The sequence below is a fragment of the Arenimonas sp. genome, assembly GCF_035312645.1.
GTDB lineage: Bacteria > Pseudomonadota > Gammaproteobacteria > Xanthomonadales > Xanthomonadaceae > Arenimonas.
Window position 1 is genome coordinate 47,088 of record NZ_DATGBO010000042.1, and the last position, 13,070, is coordinate 60,157.

The following is a 13,070-nucleotide window of genomic DNA, read 5'->3' on the forward strand; positions in this document are numbered from 1 at the left end:
CATGGGTGCGATGGCATGTACGGAATGCTTGCTCCGCGCACGCAGCGGACGGTGCCATTCTTTCTCGTCATTCCCGCGAAGGCGGGAATCCAGCGACTTTCCTTGTCGCCTGGGTTAGAGAAAAGCGAAGACGCTGGATTCCCGCCTTCGCGGGAATGACGTTCTTCTGGGATATTTTTCGCAAGTGGCGTGCTCCGGGCGCGTGCAACACATCGCGCATCCGGTGCCACTACCGCGGCTCGCGCAAAAACCTCGCCAGTGACGGTGCGCCGCGCGCCGGTTCGAATTCCGCGGCGATGTCGATGTAGCCGCGCAGCAGCGCGAGGTCGTGCGCGGTGCGGCCGAGGGCGTCGCGGCGCTGGCGGTCGGCGCCTTCGCGCAGCAGGCGCTGGACCACGCGCGACAGGCCGTGCATCGCCGCCATGTGCAATGCGGTCAGCCCGCGATTGTCCTGCTGGTCCAGCGATACGTCTTCGCCGAGCAGACGATCGAGCACGGTCAGCAGCACGTCTTCATCGCAGGCCGCACCCGCTTCGGCGCGTGCGCCGAGCAGCAACAGCAGCGGCGTCTGGCCGGCGGCGTTGGCGCGGTCCGGCGGCAGGTCGGCCATCAGCAACAGATCGAACAAGGCGAGCACGCGCTGGCGTTCGCGTGCGGTGAACGCATGCAGCGCCGCGCAATGCAGCGCGCTCAAGCCTTGGTCGTCGATCGCATCGACATCGGCGCCGCGCGCGAGCAGGCGCCCGGCGATTTCCGGCAAACCCAGCGCCGCCGACAACATCAGCGGCGTAACACCGCCGGGTAAAGGTTGATTGGTGTCGGCGCCGGCCTGCAGCAGGCGATCGACGACGGCCAGATGCCGCATGCTGATCGCCGCCGACAACGGCGTGGCGCCGGTGCGTGCGCTGACGCCGGCATTGGCACCGCGTTCGATCAGCACCTGCACAATGCTTTCATGACCACCGCCAGCCGCGCGCAGCAGCGCGGTGCAACCCTGGTGATCGACGGCATCGACCGATAGGCCGAGATCGAGCAGGCGCGCGACGGCATCGACATCGCCGCCGATCGCCGCTGCCGGCAAATCCTGCGGCTGCAGCGCGCGACCCGGCAACACCCAGCCACGCCATTCCAGCCAATGACTCAGATCGCTGCGGCCGGCCGCGAGCGCGATGCCGAGCGCGGTCTGCCCGCCGGGTGTGCGCGCTTGTGGCAGGCCGCCGAAACGCAGTAGCAGGCGCAGCGCGTTTTCGCGGCCCAGCGCCGCCGCGACATGCATCGCGGTCTGGCCGCGGGCATCGCGGACGTTGGGATCGACGCCCGTGAGCAGCAGCAATTCCGCGAGCCGCGACCAGCCCAGACGCACCGCCGCGATCAGCGGCGGATCGAGCGTGGCGCGCGCGCCGAACGCATCGGCGCCGCGTTCGAGCAAGGCGGTCGCCAATTGTTCGTTGCCGCGCGAAACATATTCGCCGGTGAGGCAGGCATCGAGAAAACGCGCGAGACCACCGAGGCCGCCGACCGGCTGGCCGCGTTCGAGCAGACGCCAGAGCGCCGCCTGCGCCGGACCGCCGCGATCGAGCAGATGAAACAACACGCTGTCGTGTTCGTCCGAGGCCAGATCGGCGGAGGCGCCATGCCGGCACAGCCAATCGAAACAGGCGAGGCCTTCGTCTTCGGAAAATTCCAGCAGCAGCGCCGACAACGCTTCCGGCGACGGGCCCGCACCGAGACGCAGCATCGCCTCGGCCGATTCGAAACGTTGCGCGCGCAGCGCCTCGCGCAGCAGTTCACGCGGTGTCTTGTCGAAATGACCCTCGGCCAGGCCTTCGGCGACATTCGCCGGCAACGCATAATCGGGATCGAGCACCGATACCTGCGGCCAGCGTCCGCCTTCGATCGCATAGTCCATCGCGCGGCGACCATCGGCATCGACCTGCAACGGATCCACGCCCAGCGCGAGCAACTGCCGCAGCACATCCGGTGCGGCGCCAGCGATGCTCGCCAACACCAGCGCGTTGCGTTGCTGCGCATCGCGCGCCTGCGCGTCGGGCCGCGCCTGCGCGAGCCGCTGCACGGCCTCGAGTTGTCCGTGTCGCGCCGCCTCCAGCAAGGGCGTCAAGCCCTGCGCGTCGTGCGCATTGCGGTCGGCGCCGGCATCGAGCAGCACGCCGACGATGTCGGCATTGCCGCAGGCGCAGGCCTGCATCAGCGCGGTGCGCTGCTCGAGCCCGCGCGCATCGACGCGCGCCTTGTGCCGCAGCAGCAGTTGCACGCCGGCGGGATCGTCCTCACCCGACACCGCCGCGAGCAACGCAGGCTGGCCGCCGGCCGGTTCGGGCTTCGCGCCGTGTTCGATCAGATAGCGCGCGAGCCGCCAGTTGCCGGCGTTGCAGGCGATGCCCAGCGCGCTGAAACCTTCGCCATTGAGCGTGTCGACCTGCGCGCCGGCATCGAGCAACAGGGCCGCGACCGCGGGATCGGTGCTGCGCGCCGCGTGATGCAGCGGCGTGTTGCCTTCGTGATCGGCCGCGCGCGGATCGGCACCGTTCGCGAGCAAGGTCATCACCGCCTCCGGACGACCATGCCAGCTGTCGCGCGTAGCCGCGAGCAACGGCGTGAGGCCGCCGTGGGCGAGGTTGAGATCGACGCCGCGCTTGATCAATTCGCGCAGCAGTTTCAAATCGCCCTGCAAGGCCGCGAGCATCGGCAGGCTGCGCTGGTCGCGATCGCCTTCGCCGGGCAGCGCATGCGCATTGCCACCTTCGGAAAGTGCAGCGAGCGCAGCATCGGCGCGACCGGCGCGCAAGGCAGCGTAAAGACGCGCATCGACGGGCAGATCCGCGTCGGCGGGATCGGGCGCGGACTTGTTTTCGGTCGCGCGCACGACGCTGTCTTCCTTGATCGGCAGACGCGACGGCAAGGGCGCCAGCGCCACCGGACGATGCACGAACGCATGCACGGCCAGCGACAACAAGGGGTAAGCGATCAGCAGCGGCAGGCGCGCGATCACCGGCACCACCCCGGGCCAGGCCAGGCACAGGCCTAGTGCGAGCAGCGCGAAAACCGCCAGTGCGATGCCGAGGCCGCGCGTGGATTCGCCTTCACCGCCGCGACCCGAAGCCGACAGCAACGCAGCGAACGACTGCGGCTGGCGCGCCGCCTGCACGAACGACGGCCACATCCGCCACAGCACCAGCAACACGCAGCCAGCCGACAGACTCAAGCCCAGCGCCGGCATCAACTCGCCGCTCTCGCGCAGACTTTCCAGCGGCCAGGCCGCGACTGCCGCGAGCAGGCCGCCCGCGAGCAGCCACAACAGCGCGATGCTGGCGAGATCGGCGAACAGGGGAAATTTCGGCCGCGCCAGATCGCGGCTTTCGCGCAGCAGACTCCAGCCGAACACCAGCAGCGGTTGCGCAAGCAGCAACAGCAACGCGATCAGCACCGGCATAGCCAGCAGCAGCGCCGACCAGGCCAGGGCGAGGCCGAGCAGCAACACGGCCCAGGGCCGCCAGCGCGAGCGCGACTCAGCCATCGCCGACGCCGCCTTCCACGAGGGGGTCGAGCACGGTCTGCGGTGCCTGCAGATAAAAGCCGCGCTCGATCAGATTGCTACGCACCACCGCGACGTCGGCGCGCGCGAGTTTGCGACCTTCGATCAGCTCGACAACGAGCACGAATTCCAGCGCTCCCAGCGGCAGCCGCACCGCGTCCGGAACGAGCGCGAAAGCGTCCTTCTCGCGCAGATAGAGGTAGGCATCGGGTTTGCGCAGGGATTTGTAGACGAAGGCTTGCATGGTGCCCGGGCGCAGGAGGTGGCGAATTGTCGCCGCAAACACCGGCCCGGGAAAGCGCCGCGACCCCTTTCAGGCGCATCCGGCAAGGGACTTTGCGCACGGGAAGGCCGCAGCGGCGTTTGCTAGTCTTGGCGTTTTCCTGAACACGGAGCCGTCCATGCGCTTTCGCCTGATCGCCCTCGCCCTGCTGGTTTCCGCTCCGGCGCTGGCGCAGACCCCCATCACGCTGGACCAGGCGATGGCGCATCCGGACTGGATCGGTCCGCCGGTGGAATCGGCCTGGTGGGCCTGGGATGGCGAGCACGTGCTGTACACGCGCAAGCGCGAAGGTTCGCCGATCCGCGACACCTACCAGCAGGGCAGCAATGGCTCTGCGCCGGAACGCGTCGGCGAGTCGGAACGCGAGCGTCTCGATGCCGAAGCGCCGGTGTTCAACCTTGATCACTCCGGCGCGGTGTTCGTCCGCAACGGCGACATCTTCCAGCGCCAGCTGCATACCGGCGGTTTCGTGCAGGTCACCCGCAGTGCCGACGACGAAGAAGATCCGCAGTTTTCGTCCGATGGCCGCGCCGTGCTGTTTCGCATCGGCACCGACTGGTTCGCCTGGAATTCCGATGATCGCCTGATCAGTCCGGTGGCCTTGCCGCGCGCGGAAAAGGACCCGGCCGCCGCGCCGGCCAAGGACGCGCAACGCGACATGCAGCTGCGGCTGATCGCCACGCTCAAGCGCCAGAAGGACGATCGCGACGCACTGCGCCAGCAATCCGAAACGCTGCGCAGGGGCGACCTGTCGCGCGCCGTGGCGCCGGTGTATCTGGGTGCGGACATCCAGATCGACGCGACTGCACTGTCGCCGAACCGGCGCTGGCTGCTGGTCGTGACCTCAGCAAAAGGTGCCGACACCGGCCGCGTCGGCAAGATGCCCAAGTACGTCACCGAGTCGGGTTACGAGGAAGTCGAGGACGTGCACACGCGCGTCGGCCACAACCTGCCGATCGCGCAGAACCTCAAGCTGGTCGATCTCGCCAACGGCAGCGTGCACGATCTTTCCTATGCCTCCCTGCCCGGCATCAGCACCGACCCGCTGGCGGCGATGCGCCAGGCGCAGAAGCTCGATGCGCTCAAGGGCGAACGCGACGTGCGCGTGATCAACGAAGGCGACAACGGCGCCGGCGCCACCATCCACTGGTCCGCGGACGGCAACAACGTCGCGGTCATGCTGCGTGCGATCGACAACAAGGATCGCTGGATCGTCACCGTCGATCTGCCGGGCGCGAAGCTCAAGCCCGTGCATCGCCTGACCGATCCGGCCTGGATCAACTGGAACTTCAACGATTTCGGCTGGCTGCCCGACGGCCGCACGCTCTGGTACCTGTCGGAAGAGAGCGGCTACTCGCATCTGTACACGCTCGCTCCGGGCGGAAAAGCGACTGCACTGACCGGCGGCAATTTCGAAACCTCGTCGGTGCAATGGTCGCCCGATGCCGCCACCGCGTATTTTGTCTGCAACCAGAAGTGGCCGGGTGACTACGAAGTCTGCGCGGTTTCGCGCAGCGGCGGCGCCGTGCGGGAAGTGACCGCACTCGATGGCGTCGAAGGTTTCACGCTCTCGCCCGATGGCAGCAAGCTGCTGGTGCAGTACTCGGCCAGCTACCTGCCCAGCCAGCTCGCGATTGTCGCCAGCAGCGGCGGCGCGGCGACCAAACTCACCGACACGCGCACGGCCGACTTCAAGGCGCGCAGCTGGATCGAACCGCAGTACGTGCAGGTGCCGTCCACGCACGGCGCCGGCATGATCTGGGCCAAGCTCTACCGCCCGGCGCAACTCGAAGCCGGAAAAAAATATCCGCTGGTGATGTTCGTGCATGGCGCCGGCTATCTGCAGAATGTTTCCGCGCGTTATCCGGCGTATTTCCGCGAACAGATGTTCAACAACCTGCTGGTGCAGCAGGGCTACATCGTGCTCGACATGGACTACCGCGCTTCGGAAGGTTACGGCCGCAGCTGGCGCACGGCGATTTACCGGCAGATGGGGCATCCGGAACTCGACGATTACATCGACGGCGTGCATTGGCTGGTCGCCAACCAGCAGGGCGATGCCACCAAGGTCGGCATCTACGGCGGCAGCTACGGCGGCTTCATGACCTTCATGGCGCTGTTTCGGGCACCCGACGTGTTCCGTTCCGGCGCCGCGCTGCGCCCGGTCAGCGACTGGAGCACCTACAACCACGAATACACCTCGAACATCCTCAACACGCCCGATGTCGATCCCGAGGCCTACAAGGTTTCCTCGCCGATCGAATTCGCCGAAGGCCTGCGCGGCGACCTGCTGATCGCGCACGGGATGATCGACGACAACGTGTTCTTCCAGGATTCGGTGCGTCTGTCGCAGCGCCTGATCGAACTGCGCAAGGACCACTGGCAGCTCGCGCCCTACCCGATGGAACGCCATGGCTTCGTGCAGCCGGAAAGCTGGTTCGACGAATATCGTCGCATCGACCAGTTGTTCGAACGCACGTTGAAATAACGACACCCGTAGGAGCGACGCAAGTCGCGACTCGCGTCGCTCCTACAACACGGAACATCGCATGGACCTGCAACTGCAAGACAAAGTCGCCATCGTCACCGGCGCCAGCCGCGGCATCGGCCGCGCGATTGCGCAGATGCTTTCCGCTGAAGGCATGCGCGTAGTGCTGGCGGCGCGTTCGCGCGATGGGCTGGAGCAGACCGCAGCTTCTCTGCCTGGCGAAAGCCTGATCGTCGTCACCGACCTGCGTGACGCCGACACGCCAGCGGCTCTGATCGCGGCGGCAGTCGCGCGCTTTGGTCGACTTGATGCCTTGGTCAACAACGCCGGTGCAACCAAACGCGGCGATTTTCTTGCGCTTCCCGATACCGACTGGGACGACGGCTTCGCGCTGAAATTCTTCGGTGCGATGCGCCTGTGTCGCGCGGCGTGGCCGGCGCTGCAAGCCAGCACCGGTGCGATCGTCAACATCAGCGGCGTCGGCGGCCGCACTGGCAGCGCCGAATTCACTATCGGCGGCGCGGTCAATGCCGCGGTGTTGAACCTGACCAAGGCGCTGGCCGATCGCGGCGTGCGCGATGGCGTGCGCGTGAACGCGATCAATCCCGGTTCGATCGCCAGCGAGCGTTTGCAGGCGCGCGTCGTCGCTTTCGCGAGCGAGCACGGCATCGATGCCGCGAGCGCCGGGCAGCGCCTCGCGCAGGAGTTCCGCGTCGCCCGTTTCGGCCGGCCGGAGGAAATCGCCAATGCCGTCGCCTTTCTGTTGTCGCCGCAGGCCGGCTACTGCCAGGGCGCGATCCTGGATGTCGATGGCGGACAGACAAGGACGCTGTAGGAGCGACGCAAGTCGCGACCAAGGCTGGCAAGGTGAGCGTTCTAGCGGGCTGCTGGCGTTGTCGGAACGGCCGCACACCGAATAGTCGCGACTTGCGTCGCTCCTACCAATAGCCGCACAAAAAACCCGGCGCGAGGCCGGGTTTTTCGCCGCCGCAAAAACCAATCGCTTATTTCTTCGCGCGCTGCGCCGGCACGAACTCTTCGCGCACGGCTTTCGCCAGCAAGTCTGGCGGCAGCAGGCCCTGGTCGAGCAGGAAGTTGTTGAAGGTGAGGCGATCGAACTTGTCGCCCAGCGCGAGTTCGGTTTCCGCGCGCAACTGCATGATCCGTGCGTAGCCGTAGTAATAGCTGCCGGCCTGGCCGGGCGAGCGGAAGGTGTAGCGGTCGAGTTCCTGACGGGCCATCGCTGGCGACAGCATCACGTCTTCGGTCAGCACCTTGCCGGCGTCCTCGCGAGAAATCAGGCCGAGGTTCAACATCGGATCGAGCATCGCGCGTGCGGCACGCAGCAGACGAAACTGCAGCGCGATCATCTGGCCATCCAGCGGCTCGCTGGGCAGCATCTCGGCTTCGGCATACAGCGCCCAGCCTTCGACATTGACGCTGTTGAACGCGTACAGGCTGCGCGCCTGCGACACGCCGCGTTCGATCATCGCGCTGAACTGCAACTCGTGGCCGGGGCGGCCTTCGTGCGCGCTCAACGTCCAGCCCGCCGACGGATTGTTGAAATCGTCGTAGGCATCGTCCTTGCCGGTGGCGCCGGGGTTGCCGACCGGCAACACAAACTGGCCCTGCTCACCGGTGTTGCCGATCAGCGGCGGCGGCTGCATGTGCGGCGCCGGCTGCGCGGCCGATTCCGCTGCCGAGGCCAGACGCATGATCATCGGACGCGCCGGCAGATCGGCGACGCGCTCACGCTTGATCGCCGTTTCCAGCGCTTGGTTGACGTCGTGGTAATGCGCTTCGAGCTTGTCGTTGGCGATGGTGTCGCGCTTGAGCGCGCGGATCACTTCGCGATAGTCGCTGGCCTTGATGTTCTTCTGCGCAGCGACCAGCGGCGCCAGTGCCTGCATGTTCGCACGCGTCTCCATGAATTCGAGCTGCGCGCGCTCGATCAGTACACGCGGATCGATGTCGATGCCGACGCGCTTGAGGCGATACGCGTACAGCTCCGGCGGCAGGCGGAAATCGCTGCGCGCCAGCGGCAAGACCTGCGCCTTTTCCCAGGCCGCGTAGTCGCTTAGCTGTTTGTCCAGCGCCGCGAGTGCCGGCCCAGCGCCCTCGATCTTGAATTCGGCGAACAGGTCGTGGATGCCCTTGAGATAGGTCGGCACGTTCGCGATCGATTGCTCGACGCGCGCCTTGAACGGCCCGATCAGGCCGGACTTCGCGCGGCTTTCGTTGAAGCGCGCCTTGGCCAGGTCGACCATCGGCGTGCTGCCGGGAAACAGGCCGGTGTAGCGTTGCAACAACTCCAACGATTTCGCCCGCCGACTCGCCGGCAACTGTTTGTCGAGCAGGCCCTGCAATCCGCCGAACTCCATCTGCGGCACGTCGTTCCAGTCGAGGTTGTACTTGTCGCCGAGGCGGGTGCCGACGATCTCGTCGTTGATCGAGCCGATCAGGATCTGCAGGTCCTGGCGGACGTTGGCATCTTTCTCACCAGCGAGACGCTGCTGCAATTCGTCGCGCGTCGCGGTCATCGCCGCGATGTAGCGCTCGCTGAGCTTGGGACCGAGATCGGTGGCGAGGCCGTCGTATTCGCTCAGACCGCTGGACGAGGCATCCTCGGGCCCGAACCGCGCCTGCGCTTCCAGCAACAGACGGGTATTGGCGTTGCTGGCCGTAACCCAGGGCTTTTCAACCGGTGGCGCCGCTTGCGCGGCCACGCTGACCAGCAGGCCCAGACTCAGGATCAATCGTGTCGACATCGGCATGTCCTCGGGAAGGTGAGGCAGCTTGCGCTGCGCTGCAGGAAGGCGAAATGGGGCATTGGTCATGTTTGCGGCTGCCCCGTAGGAGCGATGGCGTTTTCAACGGCGAAGCCGGTCATCGCAACCAAGGCTGGCGAGGTGAACGTCAGGATGAGGCCACTGCCATCGACATATCCCTCGCATGCCGCGCAGTAGCGATTGCCATCGCTCCTACGGGGTAAGCCGATGCTCGAAATCCATCCAGACTTTGATTCGGTACAGCAGCTCAGCGCTGATCCTGTTTCGTCGGAACCGCCGCTGCGCCGAACAGGACTTTTTTCATCTCGTCGGTCATTTCAGTCTTGCGCCTGTATTGTTCGCCCAGCGCATAGGCGCGTTGCGTTGCCGGGCGCAACTTTATCGCCTCGTACCAGCGCAGCACATTCGGATACACGGCGAGATCGACGTGATGCCAGTCGTGCGCTGCGGCCCAGGGATAACAGGCAAGGTCGGCGATGCTCAGCGCGGCGCCGGCAATGAAATCGCGACCGGCCAGATGCGCGTCGAGCACCGCGTACAAACGCGCGGTCTCGCGCGTGTAGCGTTCGATCGCATACGGGATCTGTTCCGGCGCATAACGCGTGAAATGATGGTTCTGCCCGAGCATCGGTCCGAAGCCGGCCATCTGCCAGAACAACCATTCCAGCACCGTCTTCCGCCCGCGCAGATCGGCAGGCAGCAGCTGGCCGGTTTTCTCGGCGAGATAAAGCAGGATCGCGCCGGATTCGAACAGCGACAGCGGTGCGCCGCCATCGGCAGGCGCGTCATCGACGATCGCCGGCATGCGGCCGTTCGGCGCGATCGCGAGATAGTCGGGCTTGAATTGCTCGCCAACACCGATGTCGACCGGCGCGATGCGATACGGCATGCCGGTTTCTTCGAGGAAGAGCGTGATCTTGTGACCGTTGGGCGTGGGCCAGTAGTGGAGAGTGATCATGTCTAACCTCAGCGGTGGCTATCTCGACGCTTACCAGCTTGCGGAAATCGCAGTGACCGTCGAAGCGATCAGCTTGCGGAAATCGCGGCTTTTTGTTGAACCAATTTGCTTGCGGAAATCGCGGTTTTTGCAGGAGCGGCTTCAGCCGCGAAATTTCTGTCGGCAATGGCGAGTCGCGGCTGAAGCCGCTCCTACGGTTTTGCGCATCACGCGAGGTAGCCGCCATCGACGGTCAGCGTCGTGCCGGTGACGTAACTCGCGGCCGGGCTGGCGAGGAACAACACCGCCGGCGCGATTTCGTCGGGCTGCGCGGCGCGGCCGAGCGGAATCAGCTGCGTCATCATTGCCATGAGTTTCGGGTTACCGGTGACGGCGGATGCGAATTTTGTTTCGGTCAGGCCGGGCAGCACCGCATTGACACGGATGCCGGCGCTCGCCAGTTCCTTGGCGAAGGCTTCGGTCATATTGACGATGCCGGCCTTGGTCACCGAATAGATGCCCTGCCCGAATGCCGGACGCTTGGCGTTGACCGAAGCGATGTTGACGATCGCGCCGCCGCCCTTGCCTTTCATGCGCTTGGCGGCCTGCACCGTGCACCAGAAATAGCCGCGCAGATTTACTTCGACGGTTTTTTCGTAGCTGGCCAGGTCCATGTCGATCAGCGGACCGAAATACGGATTGGCAGCGGCGTTGTTGACCAGGATGTCGGCCGTCTTGCCCTCGGCGTCGAGTTGCGCGAACAGCGCTTCAATCGCCGCGGGATCGCCGACGTGCATCGCATGCGCTTCGGCGGAACCACCGGCGGCGCGGATTTTTCCGGCAACGGCTTCGCAGCCTTCGAGCTTGCGGCTGGTGCAGATCACATGGGCGCCGTGCGCGGCCAGCAGCAGGGCGATGCTCTCGCCGATGCCGCGCGAGGCTCCGCTCACGAGCGCGGTTTTCCCCGAAAGGCCAAATGTGTCTTCGGTCACACTATTTCTCCGAAAAAGCGGGCTAGACTCGACGGATTGCCAAGGCTTTGGAGCCTAGCACAGCCGTCTCGGGGGACAGGATGAGCAGTCAACGGCGGGTTTTGATCACCGGTGCCGGCAGCGGCCTGGGTCAGGCGCTCGCGCTACGTTATGCCCGCGCTGGCGCTCGCGTCGCCTGTGTCGATCTCGACAACGAGCGCGCCGAAATCACCCGCGCGATGTTGTCCGGCGGCGGCCATCTCGCCCTGGTCGCGAACGTCGGCAACGACGAGGCGATGGAGCAGATGCACGAAGCCGTGATGCGCGAATGGGGCGGTCTCGACGTACTGATCAACAACGCCGGCATCGCCTCGGGTGGCCCGATGATCGAGACCACGATGAGCGAGTGGCGGCAACTGCTTGAAGTCGATCTGCTCAGCGTCGTGCGCGGCTGTCGCCTGTTTCTGCCCGGAATGATCGCCGCCGGCAGCGGCCAGATCATCAGCACCGCGAGCTTCGCTGGTCTCGCCGGTGCGCCCGGCATGATGACTTATGGCGTCTCCAAGGCCGGCGTAGTCGCGCTTTCCGAACAGCTGCGCGCGGAAGTGCACGACCAGGGCATCCGCGTCAGCGTGATCTGCCCGAGTTTCTTCCGCACCAATCTTTGCGACACGGCGATCGGCAGCGAGAAGGTGAAAAACCTCGCAGTGAAGTTGATGGACACCGCGCCCGATACCATCGACAGCGTCTCCGACAAGGTGTTCGCGGCGGCCGAGCGCGGTGAGTTCATGATCATCCCGACCCTGCGTGAGCCGATGCGCTGGCGCATGAAGCGCTGGTTCCCGGAGCTGTATTTCCGGCAGTTGCTGAAGATGGTCGCCGCGCGCGTGCGCGCGGCCTGAGCACGCATATGGACTGGCTGATCTACGGCGCCAATGGTTACACCGGCAAGATGATTGTCGAAGAGGCCGTACGCCGCGGCCTGCGTCCGGTGCTTGCCGGCCGCAATGCCGATGCACTGGAAACCCTCGGAAAGAAATACCGGCTGCCGGTGCGTGCGTTCGCGCTCGACAATCCCGCGGCGGTCCGCGCCGGCCTCAACGGCATCGGTCTGGTGCTGCATTGCGCCGGGCCGTTTTCGGCGACCAGCGCACCGATGCTCGAAGCCTGCCTCGATCTCAAGGCGCACTATCTCGACATCACCGGCGAGATCGATGTCTTCGCGCACTGTCATGCCCAGCATGCGCGCGCGCAAAAGAGCGGCATCGTGGTGCTGCCGGGCAGCGGCTTCGACGTGGTGCCAACCGATTGCCTGGCCGCGCAGCTCAAGCGCGAACTGCCCGATGCCGATTCGCTGGTGCTGGCGTTCGAAGCCGGCGGCGGCCCGAGTCCGGGCACCGCGCTGACCAGTGTAGAAGGCCTGGGGAAAGGTGGTCGTGCGCGCATCGATGGCGGGGTCAGGCGCGTGCCGCTGGCCTGGAAGACGCGTACGTTCGACAAGGACGGCGAGGCGCGTTTCGCGATGACCATTCCCTGGGGCGATGTCTACACTGCATTCGTCTCGACCGGCATCGCCAACATCGAAACCTATATGGGCGTGCCGCCGGCGACCGCGAAAAATCTGCGCCGCATCCGCTGGCTGGGGCCGCTGCTGGGCACGCGCCCGGTGCAGTCGTATCTGAAGAAAAAGGTCGCCAAGACCGTGCTCGGGCCGTCCGCGGAAAAACGTGCCGACAGCGGTACCGTGGTCTGGGGCGAAGTCCGCGATGCCGCCGGCAAGCAGGTCTTCGGCCAGTTGCGCACACCGAACGGCTACGAACTCACCGTCACCGCTTCGCTGGGCATCGCACAGCGCCTGCTCACCGGCGCGCGCCCCGAGGGCGGCTATTACACGCCATCGCTGTTGATGGGTGCGGACTATGTGCTGTCGCTGCCTGGCGTGACGGGCTCGGCCTTCGTCGCGAGCTGAGCGGTTTTGTAGGAGCGGCCTTGGCCGCGATTTGAACGGTTGCCGCGGCAATCATGGTCGCGGTCATGCCCGCTCCTACA

The 13,070-nt window shown here is 65.8% G+C and carries 9 protein-coding genes; 4 read left to right on the forward strand and 5 right to left on the reverse strand.

Annotated features, from left to right (window positions below; genetic code table 11):
- Nucleotides 1-229: 229 nt before the first annotated feature.
- The gene (locus VKM35_RS03520; RefSeq protein ID WP_324318407.1) at nucleotides 230-3,535 is read right to left on the reverse strand and encodes an ankyrin repeat domain-containing protein; all 3,306 of its coding nucleotides are present in this window, start codon (nucleotides 3,533-3,535) and stop codon (nucleotides 230-232) included.
- Complete coding sequence (locus tag VKM35_RS03525; RefSeq protein WP_324318409.1) at nucleotides 3,528-3,797, reverse strand: YcgL domain-containing protein; 270 nt, start codon at nucleotides 3,795-3,797, stop codon at nucleotides 3,528-3,530. Before VKM35_RS03525 ends, VKM35_RS03520 begins: the two co-directional genes overlap by 8 nt.
- Before the next feature lie 157 nt (nucleotides 3,798-3,954).
- Here VKM35_RS03525 and VKM35_RS03530 point away from each other — a divergent pair, with 157 nt between their 5' ends.
- Together VKM35_RS03530 and VKM35_RS03535 are read left to right on the forward strand one after the other, a co-directional pair.
- Nucleotides 3,955-6,324, forward strand: coding sequence for a S9 family peptidase (locus tag VKM35_RS03530; RefSeq protein WP_324318411.1), 2,370 nt, complete (start codon nucleotides 3,955-3,957; stop codon nucleotides 6,322-6,324).
- Between the two features lie 61 nt (nucleotides 6,325-6,385).
- Nucleotides 6,386-7,159 (forward strand): SDR family oxidoreductase, encoded by a 774-nt coding sequence (locus tag VKM35_RS03535; RefSeq protein ID WP_324318413.1) that lies wholly within the window; start codon nucleotides 6,386-6,388, stop codon nucleotides 7,157-7,159.
- Between the two features lie 169 nt (nucleotides 7,160-7,328).
- Here the strand turns inward: VKM35_RS03535 and VKM35_RS03540 are convergent, their stop codons facing one another.
- The 3 genes from VKM35_RS03540 to VKM35_RS03550 form a co-directional block, all read right to left on the reverse strand.
- Entirely contained in the window at nucleotides 7,329-9,098 is a 1,770-nt protein-coding gene (locus VKM35_RS03540) for a DUF885 domain-containing protein (protein WP_414636543.1), read from the reverse strand.
- 262 nt (nucleotides 9,099-9,360) lie between these two features.
- Entirely contained in the window at nucleotides 9,361-10,071 is a 711-nt protein-coding gene (locus VKM35_RS03545) for a glutathione S-transferase N-terminal domain-containing protein (protein WP_324318417.1), read from the reverse strand.
- A 206-nt stretch (nucleotides 10,072-10,277) separates the two neighbouring features.
- On the reverse strand, nucleotides 10,278-11,042 hold the full coding sequence (locus VKM35_RS03550; RefSeq protein WP_324318419.1) for a glucose 1-dehydrogenase: 765 nt from the start codon (nucleotides 11,040-11,042) through the stop codon (nucleotides 10,278-10,280).
- A gap of 80 nt (nucleotides 11,043-11,122) precedes the next feature.
- Here VKM35_RS03550 and VKM35_RS03555 point away from each other — a divergent pair, with 80 nt between their 5' ends.
- Together VKM35_RS03555 and VKM35_RS03560 are read left to right on the forward strand one after the other, a co-directional pair.
- The gene (locus VKM35_RS03555) at nucleotides 11,123-11,923 is read left to right on the forward strand and encodes an SDR family NAD(P)-dependent oxidoreductase (protein WP_324318421.1); all 801 of its coding nucleotides are present in this window, start codon (nucleotides 11,123-11,125) and stop codon (nucleotides 11,921-11,923) included.
- A gap of 8 nt (nucleotides 11,924-11,931) precedes the next feature.
- On the forward strand, nucleotides 11,932-12,990 hold the full coding sequence (locus tag VKM35_RS03560) for a saccharopine dehydrogenase family protein (protein WP_324318423.1): 1,059 nt from the start codon (nucleotides 11,932-11,934) through the stop codon (nucleotides 12,988-12,990).
- The last annotated feature ends 80 nt before the right edge of the window (nucleotides 12,991-13,070 follow it).

Excerpts from the sequence above, each read along its gene's own strand:
- VKM35_RS03520 (WP_324318407.1), bottom strand. The coding sequence starts at position 3,535 with ATGGCTGAGTCGCGCTCGCGCTGGCGGCCCTGGGCCGTGTTGCTGCTC.
- VKM35_RS03525 (WP_324318409.1), bottom strand. The coding sequence starts at position 3,797 with ATGCAAGCCTTCGTCTACAAATCCCTGCGCAAACCCGATGCCTACCTC.
- VKM35_RS03530 (WP_324318411.1), top strand. The coding sequence starts at position 3,955 with ATGCGCTTTCGCCTGATCGCCCTCGCCCTGCTGGTTTCCGCTCCGGCG.
- VKM35_RS03535 (WP_324318413.1), top strand. The coding sequence starts at position 6,386 with ATGGACCTGCAACTGCAAGACAAAGTCGCCATCGTCACCGGCGCCAGC.
- VKM35_RS03540 (WP_414636543.1), bottom strand. The coding sequence starts at position 9,098 with ATGCCGATGTCGACACGATTGATCCTGAGTCTGGGCCTGCTGGTCAGC.
- VKM35_RS03545 (WP_324318417.1), bottom strand. The coding sequence starts at position 10,071 with ATGATCACTCTCCACTACTGGCCCACGCCCAACGGTCACAAGATCACG.
- VKM35_RS03555 (WP_324318421.1), top strand. The coding sequence starts at position 11,123 with ATGAGCAGTCAACGGCGGGTTTTGATCACCGGTGCCGGCAGCGGCCTG.
- VKM35_RS03560 (WP_324318423.1), top strand. The coding sequence starts at position 11,932 with ATGGACTGGCTGATCTACGGCGCCAATGGTTACACCGGCAAGATGATT.